This window comes from Streptomyces yunnanensis (genome assembly GCF_029011865.1).
In the GTDB taxonomy this organism is placed as follows: domain Bacteria; phylum Actinomycetota; class Actinomycetes; order Streptomycetales; family Streptomycetaceae; genus Streptomyces; species Streptomyces yunnanensis.
In genome coordinates, this window is record NZ_CP095749.1 from 5,568,472 (window position 1) to 5,588,546 (window position 20,075).

General features: G+C 70.9%; 20 protein-coding genes and 2 pseudogenes. 11 read left to right on the top strand and 11 right to left on the bottom strand.

The window, feature by feature from the left end; translation table 11 throughout:
- The first annotated feature begins 270 nt into the window (after nucleotides 1-270).
- Entirely contained in the window at nucleotides 271-792 is a 522-nt protein-coding gene (locus MOV08_RS24350; protein ID WP_275311869.1) for a pyridoxamine 5'-phosphate oxidase family protein, read from the top strand.
- A gap of 121 nt (nucleotides 793-913) precedes the next feature.
- Here MOV08_RS24350 and MOV08_RS24355 read toward each other — a convergent pair whose 3' ends face one another.
- Complete coding sequence (locus MOV08_RS24355; protein WP_275308823.1) at nucleotides 914-1,486, bottom strand: hypothetical protein; 573 nt, start codon at nucleotides 1,484-1,486, stop codon at nucleotides 914-916.
- Nucleotides 1,487-1,623: 137 nt separating this feature from the next.
- Nucleotides 1,624-2,142: a GNAT family N-acetyltransferase gene (locus tag MOV08_RS24360; RefSeq protein WP_039635572.1), complete on the bottom strand. Its 519-nt coding sequence runs from the start codon at nucleotides 2,140-2,142 to the stop codon at nucleotides 1,624-1,626.
- 186 nt (nucleotides 2,143-2,328) lie between these two features.
- Here MOV08_RS24360 and MOV08_RS24365 point away from each other — a divergent pair, with 186 nt between their 5' ends.
- The 4 genes from MOV08_RS24365 (at nucleotide 2,329) to MOV08_RS24380 (ending at nucleotide 7,225) form a co-directional block, all read left to right on the top strand.
- Entirely contained in the window at nucleotides 2,329-3,330 is a 1,002-nt protein-coding gene (locus MOV08_RS24365; protein WP_039635573.1) for a sigma-70 family RNA polymerase sigma factor, read from the top strand.
- Nucleotides 3,331-3,662: 332 nt separating this feature from the next.
- The gene (locus tag MOV08_RS24370; protein ID WP_039635574.1) at nucleotides 3,663-4,433 is read left to right on the top strand and encodes a DeoR/GlpR family DNA-binding transcription regulator; all 771 of its coding nucleotides are present in this window, start codon (nucleotides 3,663-3,665) and stop codon (nucleotides 4,431-4,433) included.
- Nucleotides 4,434-4,566: 133 nt separating this feature from the next.
- On the top strand, nucleotides 4,567-5,580 hold the full coding sequence (gene pfkB / locus MOV08_RS24375) for a 1-phosphofructokinase (protein WP_275311870.1): 1,014 nt from the start codon (nucleotides 4,567-4,569) through the stop codon (nucleotides 5,578-5,580).
- Nucleotides 5,573-7,225: a PTS fructose transporter subunit IIABC gene (locus tag MOV08_RS24380; RefSeq protein WP_420834205.1), complete on the top strand. Its 1,653-nt coding sequence runs from the start codon at nucleotides 5,573-5,575 to the stop codon at nucleotides 7,223-7,225. The genes pfkB and MOV08_RS24380 overlap by 8 nt, the downstream gene beginning before the upstream one ends.
- A gap of 754 nt (nucleotides 7,226-7,979) precedes the next feature.
- Here MOV08_RS24380 and MOV08_RS24385 read toward each other — a convergent pair.
- From MOV08_RS24385 to MOV08_RS24395, 3 genes are all read right to left on the bottom strand, one after another.
- Nucleotides 7,980-8,138, bottom strand: coding sequence for a hypothetical protein (locus MOV08_RS24385; protein ID WP_159030879.1), 159 nt, complete (start codon nucleotides 8,136-8,138; stop codon nucleotides 7,980-7,982).
- Nucleotides 8,139-8,541: 403 nt separating this feature from the next.
- Nucleotides 8,542-8,847: a hypothetical protein gene (locus tag MOV08_RS24390; protein WP_159030880.1), complete on the bottom strand. Its 306-nt coding sequence runs from the start codon at nucleotides 8,845-8,847 to the stop codon at nucleotides 8,542-8,544.
- A gap of 256 nt (nucleotides 8,848-9,103) precedes the next feature.
- Nucleotides 9,104-9,421: a hypothetical protein gene (locus tag MOV08_RS24395; RefSeq protein WP_275308824.1), complete on the bottom strand. Its 318-nt coding sequence runs from the start codon at nucleotides 9,419-9,421 to the stop codon at nucleotides 9,104-9,106.
- Nucleotides 9,422-9,824: 403 nt separating this feature from the next.
- Between MOV08_RS24395 and MOV08_RS24400 the strand changes: the two are divergent.
- A pseudogene (locus tag MOV08_RS24400) lies at nucleotides 9,825-10,508 on the top strand (DUF5753 domain-containing protein); the annotation flags it as partial.
- Nucleotides 10,505-10,693: a DUF397 domain-containing protein gene (locus tag MOV08_RS24405; protein ID WP_039635577.1), complete on the top strand. Its 189-nt coding sequence runs from the start codon at nucleotides 10,505-10,507 to the stop codon at nucleotides 10,691-10,693. The pseudogene MOV08_RS24400 and the gene MOV08_RS24405, both read left to right, overlap by 4 nt.
- A 192-nt stretch (nucleotides 10,694-10,885) precedes the next feature.
- Here MOV08_RS24405 and MOV08_RS24410 read toward each other — a convergent pair whose 3' ends face one another.
- The gene (locus MOV08_RS24410; RefSeq protein WP_275308825.1) at nucleotides 10,886-11,311 is read right to left on the bottom strand and encodes a hypothetical protein; all 426 of its coding nucleotides are present in this window, start codon (nucleotides 11,309-11,311) and stop codon (nucleotides 10,886-10,888) included.
- Between the two features lie 156 nt (nucleotides 11,312-11,467).
- Between MOV08_RS24410 and MOV08_RS24415 the strand changes: the two are divergent.
- Together MOV08_RS24415 and MOV08_RS24420 are read left to right on the top strand one after the other, a co-directional pair.
- Nucleotides 11,468-11,728, top strand: a pseudogene (locus MOV08_RS24415) (hypothetical protein); the annotation flags it as partial.
- 188 nt (nucleotides 11,729-11,916) lie between these two features.
- Nucleotides 11,917-12,837 (top strand): NAD(P)-dependent oxidoreductase, encoded by a 921-nt coding sequence (locus MOV08_RS24420; protein ID WP_275298620.1) that lies wholly within the window; start codon nucleotides 11,917-11,919, stop codon nucleotides 12,835-12,837.
- An 89-nt stretch (nucleotides 12,838-12,926) separates the two neighbouring features.
- On the opposite strand, the gene MOV08_RS24425 is transcribed toward MOV08_RS24420, so the two are convergent.
- Both MOV08_RS24425 and MOV08_RS24430 read right to left on the bottom strand, forming a co-directional pair.
- A complete protein-coding gene (locus MOV08_RS24425; protein WP_039635582.1) occupies nucleotides 12,927-14,255 on the bottom strand; it encodes a L,D-transpeptidase in 1,329 nt (442 codons plus the stop codon).
- 81 nt (nucleotides 14,256-14,336) lie between these two features.
- Nucleotides 14,337-15,527 (bottom strand): CaiB/BaiF CoA transferase family protein, encoded by a 1,191-nt coding sequence (locus MOV08_RS24430; RefSeq protein WP_275308826.1) that lies wholly within the window; start codon nucleotides 15,525-15,527, stop codon nucleotides 14,337-14,339.
- A 309-nt stretch (nucleotides 15,528-15,836) separates the two neighbouring features.
- Between MOV08_RS24430 and MOV08_RS24435 the strand changes: the two genes are divergently transcribed.
- On the top strand, nucleotides 15,837-16,112 hold the full coding sequence (locus MOV08_RS24435; protein ID WP_275308827.1) for a hypothetical protein: 276 nt from the start codon (nucleotides 15,837-15,839) through the stop codon (nucleotides 16,110-16,112).
- Nucleotides 16,113-16,157: 45 nt separating this feature from the next.
- On the opposite strand, the gene MOV08_RS24440 is transcribed toward MOV08_RS24435, so the two are convergent.
- Entirely contained in the window at nucleotides 16,158-16,754 is a 597-nt protein-coding gene (locus MOV08_RS24440; protein ID WP_275311871.1) for a Yip1 family protein, read from the bottom strand.
- Between the two features lie 190 nt (nucleotides 16,755-16,944).
- On the opposite strand from MOV08_RS24440, the gene MOV08_RS24445 reads away from it, so the two are divergent.
- Nucleotides 16,945-17,661 (top strand): VIT1/CCC1 transporter family protein, encoded by a 717-nt coding sequence (locus tag MOV08_RS24445; RefSeq protein ID WP_039635588.1) that lies wholly within the window; start codon nucleotides 16,945-16,947, stop codon nucleotides 17,659-17,661.
- Between the two features lie 39 nt (nucleotides 17,662-17,700).
- On the opposite strand, the gene MOV08_RS24450 is transcribed toward MOV08_RS24445, so the two are convergent.
- A complete protein-coding gene (locus MOV08_RS24450) occupies nucleotides 17,701-18,837 on the bottom strand; it encodes a P1 family peptidase (protein ID WP_275308828.1) in 1,137 nt (378 codons plus the stop codon).
- Between the two features lie 47 nt (nucleotides 18,838-18,884).
- Nucleotides 18,885-19,700, bottom strand: coding sequence for a L,D-transpeptidase family protein (locus MOV08_RS24455; protein ID WP_039635593.1), 816 nt, complete (start codon nucleotides 19,698-19,700; stop codon nucleotides 18,885-18,887).
- Nucleotides 19,701-20,075: the final 375 nt, after the last annotated feature.

Below are 20,075 nucleotides of genomic sequence, written 5' to 3' on the forward strand. Positions count from 1 at the left end.
CCGCGGGCGGATCCTCAACCGGACCGTGGGACTAAGGCGTTGGTCGTACGGCGGTGACGCGGACGCGGCGGCGGGGATCGCTCATCAGGAGAGCGCGGGGGGGGGGCGGGGGCGCGGGCGCACCGGTGGGGGGAATCTCGACAGAGGGAGTCGGGTATGGGCGGGAACCTTGGCGGCATGACGAGCGAGAACGGGCGACGGGCCGGGGGCGACCGGCGACGGGTCGCGGGCGGGGCGACGAACGGGGGCGGCGGGGCCAGTTGGGCGGCCGTGGAGGCGGCGGTGCCGGAGTTCGCCGCGGTGGTGCGGGAGCGGTTCGGGGCGTATCGGCATCACGTCCTGGCCACGCTGCGCACGGACGGTGCGCCGCGGCTGACGGGCCTGGAGGCGGACTTCCGTCGAGGAGAGCTGTGGCTGGGCATGATGACGGGCTCGCGCAAGGTGCTGGACCTGCGTCGGGACCCCCGTTTCGCGCTGCACGCCAACCCCGGCGGCGGGACGGACCTGGCCGGTGGTGACGTGCGGGTCGCCGGGCGGGCGGTCGAGGTGACCGACCCCGGGCTGAAGGCGCGGTACGCGGCGGCGGTCAAGCCGCCGGAGCCGTTCCACCTCTTCCGGGCGCGGTTGACGGAGGTGGTGCGGACGTCCGTCGAGCCGCCGTTCATGAAGCTGGAGATCTGGCGGCCGGACCGACCGCTGCGGACGCTGCGGCGGACGTCACAGGACCCGGAGCTGCTGGAGGGCCCGGAGCGGCCGACTTCGGAGGGATCCGGGGGCTTCGAGGCGCCGTAGGTCTTCGGGCGGGCTTCGGGGCGGGCGTGCGGTGGCGGTGGAGGGGGAACCTCCCGCCGCCACCGGGCAGTTGTGTCCGTCCCGGGTGTCTCGCCGCGGTGTGCGAGGCCGGTGCCCCGCGTCAGTGCGCGGTGTGGGGCAGGTGCAGCCGGCTCGCGTGCGGGGGGTGCGGGCGGTGCAGGCCGTGCGGCTCGCGTTCGCGGTGGGTGCGGAAGACGTAGAGCGAGACGACGAACATCACGGCGAACATGACCAGGCCCCAGCCCGTCGACTTGAGGACCGAGGGCGTGCTGCCGCCGAGGGAGTAGAGCCAGCCCATCGACGCGCCGAAGAGCGCGCCGTAGGCCAGGGCCCGGGTCTCGGTGATCATGGTCGACTGGAAGTGCACCAGCGTCACGCCCAGTATTCCGGTGACCACCGCCGCGATCAGTCCGAGGAGCGCGGCCTGGCCGCCCGTGGCTCCGTTGGTGTGGTCCATCCAGATCGTGTAGCAGCCGAAGCAGATCGCCGCGACGACCGCGAGCGCCACGGGGGTCGGGATGCGGCGGCCCGTCGTCTCCGGAGCGGACCGTTCCGCGATGCCGGAGAGCGTCGCGCCGTGTTCCGGTTCGACGGTGCCGTGGGAGCGGGCGGCGCGGGCCTCGGGCAGCCCGTCTCCACCGGCGTGCGGGTCGCCGTGCGCGTGCTGGTCCATGACGGGCTCCTCTCGTGCGGCCTCTTCCTCGCTGTCGCTCTCGTCCGGCTCTTCCGGTTCCTTCGCGCTCTTCCTGTCCAGGCGACACCCGGGGGTGGGCGGCGTCAACCGGAGCGGCCCGAGGTCACGCGTCGGCGCTACCGCAGATCCTTCTGGTACCAGGCGACATCCCAGTAGCGGCCGAATTTCCGGCCCACTTCCGTGAACGTGCCGATCGGGCGGAAACCGAAGCGGGCGTGCAGCCGGCCGGATGCCTCGTTGGGCTGGGTGATCCCGGCGTACGCGCGGTGCACGTCCTCGTCGGCCAGCGCGGCGAAGAGCGCCGTGTACAGGAGCGTGCCGACGCCCCGGCCGGCGGCGTCCGGCGCGCAGTAGACCGTCGTCTCCACCGAGGTGGCGTACGCGCCCTTGGGGCGGAAGGCGCTGCTGGTCGCGTAGCCGAGGAGGCCGCCGTCGCCACCCTGCGCAACCAGAAGGCGGTGCGGGCCGTCTTTGGGGTGGGAGAGCAACCACGGGCGACGTTGGGCAGGGCTGAAGGGAGCCGTGTCGAATGTGATGGCCGTCTCACGGATGTAGTGGTTGTAAAGATCCGTAAGGGCCGTGAGGTCCGTCTCGGCGCCCGCTCTGACCTGCATATCCCCGTGCTCGGGTGGCATCTGTCCTCCTTGGTGACGGCGCAGGGTACTGCATGATCAGAAAAATTGAAGAGCGGCTTGGGAATTCTGTCCGGATTCCAGCCGTTGTTTCCTTCGGACGGGTCAGCCGGTCGGCCACAGGTGGTCCACGGATCGACGACCCGCCCCACTGTCCAGCGACCGACTCAGCGCAAAGGGAGCACCCGCATGGCAACCCGTGCCGTCGCCCGTCGTCAGGCCAGCACCACCGGCTCTGGCGAGGCCAACAGCGTTCGCGCAGCAGGCGGAGACATCGCCGACCGCGACCTGGTCGGCATGTACCTCGACGAGATCGCGCGCACGCCGCTGCTCGACGCCGCCAAGGAGGTGGAGCTGTCCCAGACGATCGAGGCGGGTGTCTACGCCCAGCAGATCCTGGACGGCGAGCTCACCGACGGCAACGCCGCAGGCGCCAACCGCGCGGAGCTCGAAGCGCTGGCCGCCGAGGGCGACCGGGCCAAGGACGTCTTCATCCGGTCCAACCTCCGCCTGGTCGTCGCCGTGGCCCGTCGCTACCCGCGCTCCGGCCTCCCCCTGCTGGATCTGATCCAGGAGGGCAACGCCGGCCTGGTGCGCGCCGTCGAGAAGTTCGACTACGCCAAGGGCTTCAAGTTCTCGACGTACGCGACGTGGTGGATCCGCCAGGCCATCACCCGCTCCATCGCCGACCAGTCGCGCACGATCCGGCTCCCCGTCCACCTCGTCGAGGAGCTCGGCCGGATCCGCCGGGTGCAGCGCGAGTTCAACCGCGAGAACGGCCGCGACCCGGAGCCGGAGGAGGTCGCCGGCGAGCTGGGTTCCACCGCCTCCCGGGTCACCGACGTCCTGGACTGGGCCCGCGACCCGGTCAGTCTGAACATGGCGGTGGACGACGACGGCGACACCCAGTTCGGCGACCTGCTGGAGGACACCTCCGCCGCCTCGCCCGAGCAGTCCGTGCTCACGCTGCTGCGCAGCGAGGAGTTGGAGGACCTGATCGACCGCCTCGACCAGCGCACCGCCTCGATCATCAAGGCGCGCTACGGCATCGAGGACGGCCGCGAGCGCACGCTGACGGAGGTCGGCAAGCAGCACGGCCTGACCCGTGAGCGGATCCGTCAGATCGAGAAGCACGCGCTGCTGGAGCTGAAGCGGATGGCGCGCGACACCGGATTCGACGCGGCGGCCTGAGCCGCGTCCGCCTGTCCGGGGCGGAGCGCGTGATGTGGAGCGCGCGGTGCGGAGTGCGCGGTGCGGAGTGCGCCGGAGCGCGGGGGTGCGTGCCCTGGGCGCGCGGTGATGTGGTGAGGGGCGAGCCCCGATGCCGTAGTGGCGTCGGGGCTCCTTTGTGTCCGGTGTCCCGGCCGGCCAGGAGGACCCGAAGGCCCCGGTCGCTGGATCTCCGCACCCGATCATGCCCGTTCAGGTCCGCTTCAATGTCCGTATCTGTTTACTTGGCCGGATGCTGGACGTAGCATCCCGGGGAAACCACAGGTTCGGGCATGAAATGGACGCAGACGCAGATGTACGCACCCGAGCGCCAGCAGGAGATCCTGCGGCTCGCCCGTGAGAGCGGGCGGGTCGATGTGCTCTCCCTGGCCGAGGAGTTCCAGGTCACCGCCGAGACCGTGCGACGCGACCTGAAGGCGCTGGACCGCGCCGGCCTGCTGCGCCGGGTGCACGGCGGCGCCATCCCGGCCGGCCGGCTGGACTTCGAGCCGGACCTCGCCGAGCGGGACGCCGTCGCCGCCGACGAGAAGCAGCGCATCGCCCGCGCCGCGCTCGCCGAGCTGCCCGGCGGCGACGGCCGCGGCAGCGTGATCCTCGACGCCGGCACCACCGCCGCCCGGCTCGCCGCCGAGATCCCGCTGGAGGCCGAGCTGACCGTGGTCACCCACGGCCTGCCGGTCGCCGCCCGGCTGGCCGACCACCCCGGCCTCACCCTCCACCTCGTCGGCGGCCGGATCCGGCACCGCACCCGGGCCGCCGTCGACGACTGGGCGCTGCGGGCCTACCGCGAGATCAACGCCGACGTGGTCTTCCTGGCGACCAACGGCTTCTCCCTCGACGGCGGGCTGACCACCCCCGACCTCGCCGAGGCCGCGGTGAAGCGGGCGCTGATCGCCGCCGCTCGCCGGGTGGTGCTGCTCGCCGACTCCGCCAAGTTCGAGCAGCAGCACTTCGCCCGCTTCGGCGACCTGTCGGACGTGGACCTGCTGATCACCGACACCGGACTGCGCCCCGAGGACGCCCTCGCCATCGAACGCGCCGGCACCGAAGTGATCCGCGCATGACACCGCCCACCGCGACCGTCGGCGCCCGCCCGGGCACCCCCGTCGGCGCTCCCGTTCGCACCCCCGTCGACGCCCCTGTCGGCTCTCCCGCGGGCACCCCCACGCCCCCCACCGCCGGACCGGTACGCCCATGATCATCCTCACCGTCACCCCCAACCCCAGCCTGGACCGCACCTACGAGATCCCCGCGCTGGAGCGCGGTGCTGTGCTGCGGGCCACCGGCGACCGGATCGACCCCGGCGGCAAGGGCGTCAACGTCTCCCGCGCGCTCGCCGCCGCCGGCCACCGCACCCTCGCCGTCCTGCCGCTGGGCGGCCCCGCGGGCGCGGCGCTGGCCGGGTTGCTGACGGCCGAGGGCATCGACGTGGCGGGCGTCCCAGTGGCCGGGCAGACCCGCTCCAACATCGCCGTCGCCGAGCCCGACGGCACCCTCACGAAGATCAACGCGGCCGGCCCGGAGCTGACCGCCGAGGAGTCCGCGGCGCTGCTGACCGCGGTTGGCGAGCGCTCCGCGGGCGCCGACTGGATCGCCTGCTGCGGCAGCCTGCCGCGCGGCCTGGCGCCCGAGTGGTACGCCGAACTCGTCGCCCGGGCCCACCGCGTGGGCGCCCGGATCGCGTTGGACACCTCCGGCCCGGCGCTGACCGCGGCGCTCCGCGAACGCCCCGACATCGTCAAACCCAACGCCGAGGAGCTGGCCCAGGCCGTCGGCCGCCCCCTGACGACCGTCGGCGACGCGGTCCGGGCCGCCGAGGAACTCCGCTCCCGGGGCGCCCGGGCCGTCCTGGCCTCCCTGGGCGCCGACGGGCAGCTCCTGGTCGACGCCGACGGCGCCCACTTCGCCAGCGCCCCGGTCGCCGCCGTGCGCAGCAACGTCGGCGCCGGGGACGCCTCGCTCGCCGGTTTCCTCGCCGCGGGCGGCACCGGCGTCCCGGCGCTGGCGGCGGCGGTGGCGCACGGCGCCGCGGCCGTGCAGCTGCCCGGCAGCCTCATGCCGACGCCGTCCGACCTGGCCCCCGAGCGGGTCGCGGTGACCGCCGAGGTGCCGCTCGGCCGGGCCCTGACGGAGCCGGTGCCCGATTCCCCCGCACCCCGTCCCCACCGCCCGCACGGCGGTACCGCGCGCAAGGGAGCCCGCGATGAGTGAGTTGATCACCGCGGACCTGGTCGACCTCGACCTGTCCGCCGCAACGAAGGACGCCGCCGCCCGCTCGCTGGCGGAACGGATGGCCGCCGCCGGTCGGGTCACCGACCTGGAGGGCTTCCTCGCCGACGTGGCCGCCCGCGAGGCCCAGATGCCCACCGGCCTGGACGGCGGCATCGGGATCCCGCACTGCCGCAGCGCGCATGTGACGGAGCCGACGCTGGCCTTCGGGCGCAGCGCGGCCGGCATCGACTTCGGCGCCGCGGACGGCCCGGCCGACCTGGTCTTCCTGATCGCGGCCCCGACGGGCGGCGACGCGGACCACCTGTCGATCCTGTCGTCGCTCGCGCGGCAGTTGATGGACGAGGCGTTCACCGGCGCGCTGCGGTCGGCGTCCGAGCCGGCGCGCGCGGCGGCGCTCATCCGCGGCGAAGAACCGGAGCCGGAGCGGGAGCTGACACCGGAGCCGGACGCCTCCCGGCCCGCGGACGTCCCCGAGGCCGAACCCGCGCCCGCGACCCCCGCACCCGCGCCCTCCGCACCCGCACCGTCCGCCCCGTTCCGGATCGTCGCCGTCACCTCCTGCCCCACCGGCATCGCGCACACCTACATGGCCGCCGAGTCTTTGGCGAAGGCCGCACGGGCGGCCGGCGTCGAACTCACCGTGGAGACCCAGGGATCGGCCGGCTTCCAGCGCCTGGACCCACAGCTGATCGCCGCCGCCGACGGCGTGATCCTCGCGCACGACGTCGAGGTGCGGGACCGGGAGCGGTTCGCCGGCAAGCCCGTCGTCGACGTCGGGGTGAAGGCCGGCATCAACCGCCCCGCCGAACTCCTCGCCGAACTACGGGAGAAGGCCGCCCACGGCGGGGCCGCCGACGCACCGGCGCGCCCCACCGCCCCCTCCGCCCCCATGGACCGGGGCGCCGAGGCCACCGACGGCTACGCCACCCGGCTCCGCACCTGGCTGATGACCGGCGTCAGCTACATGGTGCCGTTCGTCGCCGCGGGCGGCCTGCTGATCGCCCTCGCCTTCGCGATCGGCGGCTACACCGTCGACAAGGCGCCGTCGGTCGCCGACCACTTCGTGTGGGCCGAGTCGGCCAGCTGGGCGGCGCTGCTCTTCCAGGTCGGCGGTACCGCCTTCGGCTTCCTCGTCCCGGTCCTGGCCGGCTTCATCGCCTACGGCATGGCGGACCGGCCGGGACTGGTCCCCGGCTTCGTCGGCGGCGCGATCGCACTCACCGTCAACGCCGGCTTCCTGGGCGGGCTGATCGCCGGTCTGCTGGCCGGCGCGGTGGTACGGGCGATCCAACGGCTCGACGTGCCGCCGGTGCTGCGCGGCATCATGCCGGTCGTGGTGATCCCGCTGCTCTCCTCGGCGGTGGTCGGCTTCCTGATGTTCCTGGTGGTCGGCAAGCCGATCGCCGCCCTCCAGAAGGCCCTCACCGGCTGGCTGACCGGTAGCGGGCGAGACCTTCTTGTGATGCGGTCTGAGACTCATGTCGGGCAGCGATCGACCACAGATCAGGGGCGTGTCCTTCCTCATCTGGGACGGTGGCAACAACCCCTCGTTCTCCGTCGCTGGCGTACGCGAGTAGGCAGTAGTCCCAGTGATCCCAGTCGTAGAGAAGTCGTCCAACGGTAAGCCGAGTTGAGCCCTTAATCTGCTCTGGCATGGCGCTGATCCTAAACTGCCTCTGTGCGGTCGCTGACCTGCGGAAACCCCGCCTATGTGCCACGGAAGTAGCGCACAGACGGGGCCAGCTAGCGTTGATCGGGGGCGCTACTCCCCTATCTGCTGCGGTTGTTGAAGAACATGCCCCGGGCACGAGTCGGACTGGCAGTGGCTCGCCACGACCACGATCCCGCCGCGTTCCCGCCCGGTGAACGTCAGCGGGTTACCGCATCGGTCACATACCACGGGCTCACCAGTGATCCAGTCCTGCCTCGCGGACTTGAGGATGCGGTGGAGGTGTTCACCGTCTTCACTGCTCATGCACTCACCGTAGCCGAATCGATAGGAGCGTTAAATCGAACAGCCGAATCCCTGACAGACGGCGGCGTGTTACAGCCGGGTTAGCAGGAGCGCGCCCCGCAACCGGGTTCCATGCAAACCGTCCAGGTGACCATGTTGTCGTCGGTCTCGGTGTAGGTGTTAGTCCCACCGCACACCGGACATTGCGGGCCGGAGGTCGGAATCAGGCTCGGGTCAATCTTGGTGCCTATCTCGGGTGGTGCTGCGCACAATAGTGTCATTGCGTCCTCCCTGTTATAGGTGGGGTTCCACACCACGGCCGTTGGGTGGCCGGGGCTCTTGCCCGCCCCGCTGAGAATCACGAAACGGGGGAATGCCGATTATCCTCGACGGGAGCGGAGTTTTAGGGGGTGTTATTCGCCAATTACCCGCCGTACCAGCGCTGGCCTTGATCGTAGGCGCGCCCATGCAGGTGGTTTGAAACCTGCTGTTGCTTTTCTTTGGGAGTCTCGGCACCGCTCATCTTTGAGTCTTCCTCTTGCCGTTCTTTCGCCGCCTGAACGGTGTACTTTTCGTTGGACATTGCGCCTTTCCCTGTCATTGTTGGCAACCAGCCCCGGGAAACCGACATTGTCTGGAATCGCGGGGCGGAGGGAATTTGAGCCACCTGGGCTCACCCATTCACAAGCCCAGGTGGCTTAGCGCTCCCCACTTTGTCCCCGCTGATGCGACAGGGACCGGGGCCGATGGGGGTATTAGGGCCCACCGCGAGGAGCGCGCCCGGCACCCTCCTGTGCCGGAGGTCTACTTGGGGCAGTCTTGGCAGCGCGATCTACCGAACGTCTTCGCCTTCCGGAGCGACGTAACTTGCACAGTGTGCGGGTCACGCCTGAGCAGCCTGTAGCAGCCCTTACTAGTGTGGTAGCGCTTACCAGCTGGGGTGACATAGACCGGCGTGATGATTTCCTGCTCTTTCATGACACCCCTCAGGAATCGTCTGCTTCAGCAACCTGCGGGTGATCAATCAGCCATTGATTATGGATGGCTTCCAACATGTCGAGCCGATGCACGACGTTTCGAGTCATCGTCGCTAAGCCTTGCAAGCTTTCCTGCCCCAGGCTGAAAGTCCACTCATTGTCGCAGTTTTCGCACGGTGCCAGAAGCCGAAAATCTGCAAGCTCAACCCCGATACGGCGAAGCACGTTCAGGAACGCAAGCCCCGCCGCTTCGGCTTCCTCACGGTCTTCATCGTCAAAAAATGAAGCGTCTAGGGGAAGTAGTTCCCGATGCACCGCTTACCTCTCTGGGTACGAAATGAAAGTCAAACAGGGGGAACCCGATGAGCGGGAATGGTGAAGGTTTCCGCGTTGTGGACTCCATCGCACCTGGTGTTTGCCTGACAGAAAGCGCCCTTTCTGTCACATGACCAACATCCTTGACGCGCTATCACTGATGTGGCGGAGTGGTCTGGTTTGAGCCATAGCACCGGCTCTGGCGTCCATCCCACTCCGCCACACACCATGCAAAGAATGTGGGGGCCGGGGCAGATCACCGGGCGAGGAGCAGGAACACCACAGCCGCGACGGCAGCGCCGAGAGTGAGCGCGAGCAATCCGCCGACCACCCAGCCATCGCCGTTCATCCACCGCCGGCCCCGTGCGGCCCGTTTCAGAACACGGGTCATACGCTCGGCGGTTCCAGGGCTGATCGTTCCCAGCACGACGCGGTTACGGTCGACTGTGACGGTCAAGTCGGGGAGGTGGAGGCCCATGTCCGCAAGGGCATGACGCAGCGGGTCACACGCCGCGTCCACCGCATCCTGCACACGGCGGGCGTCCGTTGCTCTGTGCGTTCCGTGGCTGGTCATGAGTACCTCCGACGGGCGTTGTTGTCGCGCACGCGGGACCGCAGGTCACGCAAGACGGGGGAGTCCTGGGGACCGTCGGGCCGCTGGTGCTCCGACTGATCGTCGCCAACAGAGCGAGCTGCGTCGGGACACTTCGCACTGCCGCAGCGACAAGGGGGGTAGGTGAGCGCAGACCGGAACAGCGCCTCATCGCACTCGGAGAAGGCGTCAGCCATGGTCCACCAGCCGCCGCAATCCCGCCTCAACGGCCACCAAGATGGTCCGAGTTGGAGCGGTGTACGGTCCGCGCGGTACGGCTTTGGGAAGCGGTGCCCACTTGTCGAACCAGACGCGGGCGGGCGGGGGTTGAGGGGCAGGGGTACTGAACGGCATGACCCACTCCTCTCCGTAGCGGGATCGCTACCAGGAACCTCCAACCCTCCCGTTCTCTAAGGGTGTTGATGTGGCGCTGGGGGTGGTAGGCACAGACGCCTCGTTCGAACTTGAGTACCGACAGATCAAACACGGCAACTTGCTGGAAGGCTTCCCGGAGTACGTCAAGCGTGAAGGGAAGGCGGCAGAGATCCGGCTGTACGAAACCGGGATCATCCCGGGACTACTTCAGACACCGGAGTACGCGCGGGTACTGGCAGACAGCGCTGCACGCCGGGGCACCATCACAGCCGAACAGGCAGATGAACGCGTCTCGTTCCTGGTGAAGCGGCAGGCAGTTCTACAGCGCCCCCGCCTTCCCGCGATGTTGGTCGTAATGGATGAGAGCTGCGTTCGCAGGCGGGTCGGTGGGCCTGAGGTCATGCGCGCCCAGCTCGATCGGCTGGTGGCGTTCGCCGAGCTGCCGAACACCGTTCTCCAGATCGCTCCGTACGACATAGGAGAGCGTCGCCCCTTTGACCTTCCAATGAATCTGCTGACCATGCCGGATCTGTCGGTGATCGCGTACGCGGAATCCCAGTTACGGGGGCACCTGGAGCGCGATACGGCAGCCGTGCTGCCGCTGTTGACGGCCTACCATCAGTTGCAGGCCGAAGCCCTGCCCCAGGCGGCATCGGTGGCCATGATCAATGAGGTACGAAAGGGCACCCCGTGACGACCGAATCCCCCCGCTGGTTCAAGTCCTCCTACAGCAACAACGGCGGCAACTGCATCGAGGTCGCCGCCAACGTCCCCGGCATCATCCCCGTTCGTGACAGCAAGGACCCGCACGGCCCCCGCCTCAACCTGACTGCCGAGGCGTTCGCTGGGCTGGTCGCCTTTGCCAAGTCCCACGGCTGACCAGCCCGCCAGACCACGCGCTGGACCCGAACCCCCGCCGTTCTCCCCTATGAGCGACGGGGGTTCTTAGGCTTTCGGGCTGGCGGGGATGAGCGGCAGAACGCGACTCGGGACCCACATCGCGGGAACCGCCGGCCTCGGAACCTGATGCTCTATCGCTACACGCTCAACCGTCACCATCTCCAGTTCGCCTCATCGAAGCAGTTCGCCGGCCAGCGTGGACAGTGCAGCTGCCGCGCTGGGCAGTGCGAGCACTTGCAGGGCATCACTGATGGCCTGATCCCGATCAAGCACGTAGCCATCAGCCACATAGGAGTCAACGACCTGACTATCGCCAGAGGCCCCCATCTCCAGCACGCAGTAGAGCAGCTCGGGATGGATGTACCCTTGACGCTTCAACCAGTCAGCTTGGACGTACCCGGCACTCAGCCACATTGCCGACCAAAGCTGCACATCAGCATTGCCACTGGCCGTCGTGAGGCCGCCCGTGAGCGAGCGCCGGTCCCTCGCCAGAACCACCCGTGCCTCTCTGAGGTCGATGACCCAGGAAAGAAGGGCGTGAGCGCTCTCATGAAGCGCCGCGGACAGCCGCCACACACCGTCGGGTAGCAGCGCCATGCACCATGTCTCCGCAGGATCCGCGGGGGCGGGGTGTGAGTCAATGTGGGGTGATCAGCCCGAAAGCGGCCATGAACCGCGCGGTGCAGATCCTCGGAGAGTGCGCGCGTCGACGCCAGCCGTGGAGCCTCAGCGAGCCCTTCCGCCGTCATGCGCGCGGTCACCGGCGGGCTGTCGATGGCCTTCGGCTGCACCCTCCGCGCCCCGCACGGCGGTGTCTTCGTCGTCCCGCTGATCGGCCAGCCGCTGCTGTACCTCCTGGCCGTCGCCGCCGGCACCGTCGTCAGCGCCGCCCTGGTCGTCCTCCTCAAGCGGTTCCGGGCCCGGCCGGCGCGGATATCGGACGCGGAGACGACGGCGGCGACCGACGCCCCGCACCCCGAGGTGGGTACGCACCGCGAGGTAACCACGCACTAAATAGTGGGTACTTGTCCGGAACCGTGCCCCCGCCAAGACTGATCGACAAGCAATCGGTGAGAACGAGGCGGGAGCGCGGTTCCGTTATGTCGGTGGACGATTCTGTGGGCAATGCGACGGGCAATGCGTCAGGCAGTGCGGTGGGCCAGGTGGACGGAAATGCGGAGGGAAACGCGGAGGGAAATTCGGTGGGAAATACGGCGGGGAACGCGACCGGTGCGGCGGCCCGGCGGAACGTCGCGGTCCTGGGCCTGGGAGACATGGGAACGGCCCTGGCGGCGGCGCTCCTGGCGGCCGGCCATCGGGTGACGGTGTGGAACCGCACGGCTCGTAAAGCCGACGGGCTGGTGGAGAAGGGCGCCCGGCGCGCGGCGTCCCCCGCCGAGGCGATCGGTGCGAGCGACGTGGTGATCGTCTGCATCCTGGACTACGCGGACGTCGCGCCGCTGCTCTCCGACGACGGGGCCGACGCGGCGCTGAAGGGCCGGGTCGTGGTCAATGTGACCAACGGTTCGCCGGCCGAGGCCCGGGAGCTGGCCGAGCGGGTCGCCGGGCTCGGCGCGGACTATCTCGACGGCGGCATCATGGCCGTGCCGGAGATCATCGGACAGCCGCAGGCCGTTGTGCTCTACAGCGGTGCGAAGGACGCCTTCGAGGCGCATCGCGAGGTGCTCGACGCTTTCGCCGGCAGCGTTTATCTGGGCGCGGACCCGGGTTTGGCCCCGCTCAACGACCTCGCGCTGCTGAGCGGAATGTACGGCATGTTCGGCGGATTTCTGCACGCGGCCGGCCTGGTGCGCTCGGCCGGTGGAAACGTCACCGCATTCACCACCGAACTCCTGATCCCGTGGCTGCGGGCGATGGCCGACAGCCAATTGCCGGCGATGGCCGAGCAGGTGGACTCCGGGGATTACGGCGCCACCGGCTCCCATCTCGCCATGCAGGTCTCGCACGACGCCATCGGCGAGGTCAGCCGGGCGCAGGGCGTCAGCACGGACCTGTTCGCCCCGTTGTGGGAGCTGATGAAGCGGCGGGTGGCGGACGGCCACGGCGCGGAGAGCGTCGGGGGCGTGGTGGAACTGGTGCACCCCCGGGAGGCGCGGGCCTGACCCCGCCCCCGTAGCCGACGAGGCGGTGACCGCCCCTCCTTCAAGGGGACGGTCACCGCCTCGTGTGCGTCAGCTGCTGCTGCCGGTCGTCAGGACGAGCTGCCCGCCGTCCACTCCGACCACGACATGTTCCAGCCGTTGAGGCCGTTGTCGGGCTTGACGGTCTTGTCGGGGGAGTTCTTGACGACCACCACGTCGCCGATCAGCGAGTTGTTGTAGAACCACTTGGCCTGGGTGTCGCCGCCGCCGCCCTTGTTGTCCTGCAGGCCGACGCAGCCGTGGCTGGTGCCGGTGCGGCCGAAGATCGACGAGTTGCCCCAGTAGTTGCCGTGTATGAAGGTGCCGGACGACGACAGCCGCATGGCGTGTGGCACGTCCTTGATGTCGTACTCGCCGCCGAAGCCGACCGTCGAGCCGTCCATCCGGGTCTGCTCGAACTTCTCCGAGATCACCATCTGGCCGTTGTAGGTCGGGTGGTCGGGGCTGCCGCCGGAGATCGGGATGGTCTTGATGACCTTCCCGTCCTGCTTGACGGTCATGGTCTGGGTGTTCATGTCGACCGTGGAGACCTGCGAGCGCCCGATGGTGAAGGTCACCGTCTTGGACTGCACGCCGGTGATGCCCGGGCCGCCCTTCACCCCGTCCAGGTCGATCTTCATGGTGACCTTGGAGCCGGCCTTCCAGTACTCCTCCGGCCGGAAGTCCAGCCGCTGGTTGCCGAACCAGTGGCCGACGACCTGCTGGCCGCTGCTGGAGGTCACCGTGATGTGGGACCGGACGTCCTTCTGGTTGGCGATCGGCTTGTCGAAGTTGAACGACACCGGCATGCCGACGCCGACGGTCTTGCCGTTGTCGGGCGTGAACGAGCCGATGAAGCTGTTGGCCGACGAGACCGTGGAGAAGGTCGCGTTCTCGGTCGCCGGACGGCCCTTGGCGTCCTTGGCGTTCGCCACCAGCTTGTACTTGGTGCCGCGGTCCAGCTGCGCCCCGGGCTTCCACGAGGAGCCGTCCGACGATATGGCGCCGGAGACGTCCTTGCCGGTGTCGACGGCGGTGAGCTTCACGTCCGTCAACTTGCCGCCGGTGACGCTCACCCCGGTGTCGTTGATGCTGGCGTCGGTGGCGCCGTCCTTCGAGGTGACCTTGATCTTGGCGTCGGAGGCGTCCTTGGCCGCCGCGGCGTCCGCCCCGGCCTGGCCGTTCTTGCCGTCGCCCTGGCCGCCCGCCTCGGCGTCGCCACCGCAGGCCGTCAGCGACAGCGCACCCGCGGCGAGCAGGGCGGTGAGGGCGAGGACGCGCCGCGTCCTGCGGGTGCGTCGGGGCGCGGCGGAATCCCGCAGCTCGGTCTGAAGCGGCTGGTGGGCGGTGCGGGACTGGGCGGGCGCGGGGTTGTCCGGCGATGTCACGAGCTGCTCCATACAGGGGTGTTGTGATTCCGTGCTGGTAAACAGCACCTACGGGCGGATTTGGTTGCGGGTACGACCGTGTTGTGACGAAGGTCACATGCGCGGTGGCACGGGTCGGTCGCCCGGCCCTGATAGCCAGGTTCGCAGTGCTGTGCCGTCTTCGTCCAGGCGGGGTGGCGCGGTGGGTTGCACCACCGGCGTGTCCGACAGGCGCAGGGGGCTGGCGACTTGGGGTGTCCGCCCCTCGCCGACCGGGACGACCGGATCCAGCCCCAGCCGCCCGGCCAACTCCAGCGCCTCGGAGACGGTGTTGACCGGCCCGCACGGCACGGACGCCGCCGTCAGTCGCTCCGTCCAGCCCCGCGGGGTGTCGGCGGCCAGTCGATCTTCCAGCGCTTTGACCAGGTCTGTACGGTTTTGCACCCGATCCTGGTTCCGTCGGAACCGTATGTCCTCCGCCAGCTCCGACGCCCCCAGCGCCCCTGCCAGCGCCCGGAACTGGCGATCGTTGCCCACCGCCACGGCCAGCAGCCCACCCCGGCAGGCCAGCGTCTCGTACGGGGCGATGCTCGGGTGCCGATTGCCCATCGGCCCCGGATCCCGCCCGGTCGCCAGCTGCCCGGACACCTGGTTCACCAGCGCCCCCAGCAGCGACGAGAGCAGATTGACCTCCACCACCTGCCCGGCGCCCGTCCGGTCGCGGTGCCGCAGCGCCGCCAGGATCCCGGTGACGGCGTCCTTGGCCGTCAACACGTCCACCAGTGCCACCCCCGCCTTCAGCGGCGTCCCGCCCGGCTCGCCGGTGACGCTCATCAGCCCGCCCACCGCCTGCACGACGAAGTCGTAACCCGGCAGCGCGGCGCCCGCGCCCGAACCGAAACCGGTGATCGTGCAGTGCACCAGCCCCGGGTTCGCGGCCCGCGTCGCGACCGGATCGAGGCCGTACTTCGCCAGCGAACCGGGCCGGAAGTTCTCGATCAGGACGTCCGCCCGCCGCGCCAGCTCACGGGCCGCCGCCGCGTCCCCCGGGTCCCCCAGGTCCAGCGCCAGCCCGCGCTTGGAGCGGTTGGCCGCGTCGAAGTACGCGGCGGTGCCGTCGGCGGCGAACGGCGGCCCCCACGCGCGGGTGTCGTCCCCCGAGCCCGGCCGCTCGACCTTGATGACCTCGGCACCGAGGTCGGCGAGCGTGGCGGCGGCCAGCGGGCCGGCCAGGACGCGGCTGAGGTCGGCCACGAGCACGCCGTCGAGGGCGCGCGGGGCGGTCCGGTGCTGCGGGTCGGGCACGGGCGTACTCCTCACGTCGCGGACGGGACGCCGTCATCGTTCGCGACGGCCCGCACCGGAGGGAAGCCGCCGAGGTGTCCAACGGGAGAGGCGGCAGTGCGCCGGTGCGGCCGGTGGTGCACCGGCGAAGGCCCGTCGCGGCGGCTCCACAAGACGGCCGCCGCCCAGACGTGTGGTGTCGGGAATACGGGGAAATGTCATAGGAGATGTGTCACTTCGGGATGTATGGCCCAAGATCCCCTGTTGGAAGTCCTGACGTGTGGTGTCTACTGGGCCTAGCCCAGCGCCCACTTGTTCGGGAGGAACAGCATGCTCCCCTCCGTTTCGATTCTCCAGCAGATCGGTCTCGGCGTTCTGCTGGTCATCGTCGTCCTCTGGGCAGTCGGCCTGATCAGACTGACCCGCCGCGGGCAGCACGGCACGACCACCCCCTTCCGGCGGCGACCGGCGCGGACCCGGATCCGACTCGACGCGGTCCCGCGCCAAACCGGACCCGGCGGCCCCGCCTCGGAGAACGTCGACCTCACCCCCGCCGAGCGGCAGGCGTTCGACGACCTCGTGCGGCAGCTCTCCAGCCGTAGTTGAGCCGCCGCCAGCCGGACGGCGCACCGCCCCGCGGGCCCGCCCGCCTCAGCGCACGGGCCCCAACTTCAGCAGCGCCAGCGCCGCCAGCATCTGGACCGACACCGCGGCCGCCGACCTGTGGGTCGGCAGATGGTGCTGACCACGTATGAGCAGCACCGCGAGGAAGTAGCCGAACCCCCACGTCGTCCAGGTGGCGGCCTGGACGAACGTGGAACTCGCCGGCAGCCACGCCGCGATGATCAACCGCGGCAGGTCCGTCACCCAGAAGATCACCACGAACAAGCTCGCGGTCGGCGCGAACCGCCCGTTCCCGCCGAGCGTGCGCGCTATCGCGTGGGTGACCGCCCCCAGCCCCAAACTGGCCAGCAGCACCCCCGCCTCGGCCATCCCCGCCAACTGCAGCGCCGCCGTGGGACCGGCCGACCACTGCGCCCGGAACGCGTCCACCGACACGATCCCGATCCCGCCGCTGATCAAGCACAGCAGCACCGCGGCGCTCCACGCACTGCGGTCCCGCGCCTCGTCGAAGACGTCCACCGGCCGGTACCAGAGTCCGAATATCAGCCGGTGCCACCACAGCCGCTGACGCCGTATCGGCTCCCTGGGGACTGACGCGGGCTCAGGAGGCGCCGGCTGCAGCAACGTGGGCGGCGGAGGCGGCGGCTCCGCACCCGGCGGCGCGGCGGCGCGCCGGCCGGACCGTGACGGGGGCGGGGTGGGGGGAGGCGATGCGGACATACGGCCGTTTCTACCACCGACCGCCCCGGCGCGACGCGCGGGCACCGGGCGGGGCATGCCCCCGACCGCGCCACCCGGATGAGACGCTCGACCGGTGACGCTTCAGACACCGGAGCACGACGAGGCACACAGCGGCGCGCTCGGCAGCCGCCTCAACTGGCTGCGGGCGGCCGTCCTCGGGGCCAACGACGGGGTCGTCTCCACCGCCGGCCTCGTCGTCGGCGTCGCCGGCGCCACCGACTCGCGCAGCACCCTGCTGACGGCCGGACTCGCCGGACTGCTGGCCGGATCGATGTCCATGGCCGCCGGAGAATACGTCTCGGTCTCCACCCAACGCGACTCCGAAAAGGCCGCACTGGCCCTGGAGAAGCGCGAACTGGCCACCGAACCGCAGGCCGAACTCCAGGAGCTGACCGAACTCCTGGAGGGCAAGGGCCTCAGCAGCGCACTGGCCCAGGAGGTCGCCGAGCAACTGACCGAGCACGACGCCCTGCGCGCCCACGCCGAGGTGGAACTGGGCATCGACCCCGACGAGCTCACCAACCCCTGGCACGCCGCGGGCGCCAGCTTCCTCGCCTTCACCGCGGGCGCGCTGCTGCCCCTCCTGGCGATCGTGCTCCCGGCGGCGGGCCAGCGCCTCTGGATCACCGTGGTCGCCGTACTGGCGGCCCTGGCCCTCTGCGGCTGGACCAGCGCCCGCCTGGGCACGGCCCCACCGGGCCCGGCGATGCTGCGCAACGTCACCGGGGGCGCACTGGCCATGGCCGTCACCTATGTGGCGGGCACGCTCCTCGGCGCGGTGGGCGCCTGACGGCATGGCGCGCCCCGGGCGCCCCGCCCCGGGCTCCGGCTACTCGCCCGGCCCGTACAGGTCCGTGTACGACGGGAAGACGCCACCGGGACCGTCCACCGAGGTGGCGGCGCGCGCGGCCTTGACGATGGCCCGGGTCAGGACGGCGGCGCCGGTGTCGAAGATCTCGTTCAGGGCGCCGGCTTCCCGGTGGACCCCGAAGACGGGGTCGGCCAGGGCCTCGGCGCTGGCGAGCGGGCGCGCACCGGTGGCCAGCGCGAAGATCGCGTCACCGTCGTTGAGGAGGTGGACGGGGCGCAGCGCGCGGGCCAGGCCGTCGTGGGCGGTGCCGGCGAGCTTCTGGGCCTGGGCGCGGGTGAGCGCGGCGTCCGTGGCCACCACCGCCAGGACGGTGTTCAGCGGCGGACGGACCGAGGAGGCCATCCGGGCCGCGGAGGTCTCCCGGGCCTCCGTCAGGCGGTGGCGGGCGGCCGCGTGGACCTCGGGGGAGGGCAGTGGGCCGGGCGCGCCGTAGAGGGCGCCGGTGTGCGGGTCGGCGAAGGAGCCCGCGGCGTTGACGGCGGTCAGCGCGGCGACGGTTATGCCGGAGGGCAGGACCGCGCTGGCGGTGCCGATGCCGCCCTTGAAGCCGGCGGCGGTCGCGCCGGTGCCGGCACCGGTGTTGCCCTGGGGGACGGGCGCGCCGGGGGCCGTCCGGGCGGCGGCCGCCACGGCCTCGCGCCCCAGGGCGGCGTCCGGCCGGGCCTGCCAGTTGCCGCCGCGGCCCAGGTCGAAGAGGGCGGCGGCGGGGACGACGGGGACGACCTGGGCCGGGTCGGGCCCGACCCGGAAGCCGCGGCCCTGTTCCTCCAGCCAGTGGATGACACCGGACGCCGCGTCAAGTCCGAAGGCGGAGCCGCCGGTCAGCACGACGGCCTCGATGCGCTGTACGAGGTTGCGGGGGTCGAGGGCGTCGGTCTCCCGGGTGCCCGGGCCGCCGCCGCGCACGTCGACCGCCGCGACGGCGCCGCCTTCGGGGGCGAGGACGACGGTGGTGCCGGTGAGCCAGCCGTCACCGATGCGTTGGGCGTGCCCGACCCGCAGGCCGGGGACGTCGGTCAGGGCGTCGTGCGGGCCCGGAGGGTGGGGGGCGTCCTCGCCCCCCGGGTGCCGCTGGTGCTGCCGCGCGTCAGTCATGGCGCCATGCGTACCACGCGGACCCCGCCCGGCGGCAGGGTCGGAGGTCAGTGGCCGGCCGGGCCCATCACGACCACCGGGTGGAGGTTCGGGTCGAGGGCGCGCAGCAGTTCGCGCATCACCTGGGGCTTGAGGCTGACGCAGCCCTGGGTGGGGCCGTCGTGGTCGACGTGCAGCCAGACGCCGCCGCCCTTGTCGTCGCCGAGGGGCCGCTGGCCGTCCAACGGGGAGGTGCCCGGGACGCGGTTGTAGTTGATGGCGATGACGTAGTCGAAGGCGCCGGCCAGCGGCTCGCCCTCGACGCCGGTGCCATGGGCGACGAAGCTGCTGTTGTGGTCGTAGGGGAGCTTGGTGCCGCCGGGCGCGGGCAGCCGGCCGCCGGCGTCGGTGAGGGTGTAGACGCCTTCGGGGGAGCGCAGGTCGCCGTAGTGGTGCTGGGCGGTCCACCCGTGGGCGGCGTTGTGTGCGGCCCAGCTGGGGCCGGCCTCCCAGAGGTCCGAGCCCTCCGCGCGGGTGTAGAGGACGACCCGGGACTCGTACGAGTCGGAGTCCTTGCCGGTGACGACCAGGACCTGGCGGGCGTTGGCCGGTATGCGCTTTCGGGCGGCGTCGCTGAGGTCGGGGATGGCGCGCAGGCCGCGGGCCGCCTCCGGCGCCGCCTGGTGGGGCGCGGGGGTGTTCGGGCCGGAGACCGTCCGGGTCGCACCGCTCTTGGCGTCCGGCCGGCCGCTGTGGTCGTCGCCCGAGGCCGGCCAGGCCCACAGGGCGGTGCCGACCAGCGTGGAGAGCGCGAGGCCGCCGACGGCCTTGCTGCGCCGGGACAGTCTCCTGCGCGCACGGGACTGAGCGTGGCGGGCTGCCATGTCTGGCGTCTCCTCAGGTACGGACGGGCGGACGGCCCATGGTCGCTGCCGGGGCCGCAGAGCCCCCGGGCATAAAAAGGGCAATCTGCACCCTACCGCGTTCCGGCGAAGCCGCTTCCGCGGGCTGTGGTGAACGGTAGAGGGCATGAGGATGACGCCGCACGCCGGCTGAACCTTTGGTAGGGGAATGCGTCGATTGATGCTGCACGCGCGCTATGGGGCCCGTCGCGGAGCCCGCGACGAGGTCGCCCAAACTTGGCCGGAATGTGCCCCAAGTCCAGTCTGTGCGCAGCCAGTTGACGGGAATCCGCGCTGGCGCCGCACGGACCTTTTCGGCCCCTCGGTGCGCACCCCGCCGGCCGGCCGGGGAGGGCG

Bases quoted from the DNA above. Each gene is read 5' to 3' on its own strand.
- MOV08_RS24360 (WP_039635572.1), bottom strand. From the start codon at position 2,142: ATGCCACCCGAGCACGGGGATATGCAGGTCAGAGCGGGCGCCGAGACG.
- MOV08_RS24425 (WP_039635582.1), bottom strand. From the start codon at position 14,255: ATGGAGCAGCTCGTGACATCGCCGGACAACCCCGCGCCCGCCCAGTCC.
- MOV08_RS24410 (WP_275308825.1), bottom strand. From the start codon at position 11,311: ATGGCGCTGCTACCCGACGGTGTGTGGCGGCTGTCCGCGGCGCTTCAT.
- MOV08_RS24380 (WP_420834205.1), top strand. From the start codon at position 5,573: ATGAGTGAGTTGATCACCGCGGACCTGGTCGACCTCGACCTGTCCGCC.
- MOV08_RS24365 (WP_039635573.1), top strand. From the start codon at position 2,329: ATGGCAACCCGTGCCGTCGCCCGTCGTCAGGCCAGCACCACCGGCTCT.
- MOV08_RS24435 (WP_275308827.1), top strand. From the start codon at position 15,837: ATGCTCCCCTCCGTTTCGATTCTCCAGCAGATCGGTCTCGGCGTTCTG.
- MOV08_RS24355 (WP_275308823.1), bottom strand. From the start codon at position 1,486: ATGGACCAGCACGCGCACGGCGACCCGCACGCCGGTGGAGACGGGCTG.
- MOV08_RS24370 (WP_039635574.1), top strand. From the start codon at position 3,663: ATGTACGCACCCGAGCGCCAGCAGGAGATCCTGCGGCTCGCCCGTGAG.
- MOV08_RS24455 (WP_039635593.1), bottom strand. From the start codon at position 19,700: ATGGCAGCCCGCCACGCTCAGTCCCGTGCGCGCAGGAGACTGTCCCGG.
- MOV08_RS24385 (WP_159030879.1), bottom strand. From the start codon at position 8,138: ATGTCCAACGAAAAGTACACCGTTCAGGCGGCGAAAGAACGGCAAGAG.
- MOV08_RS24395 (WP_275308824.1), bottom strand. From the start codon at position 9,421: ATGACCAGCCACGGAACGCACAGAGCAACGGACGCCCGCCGTGTGCAG.
- MOV08_RS24450 (WP_275308828.1), bottom strand. From the start codon at position 18,837: ATGACTGACGCGCGGCAGCACCAGCGGCACCCGGGGGGCGAGGACGCC.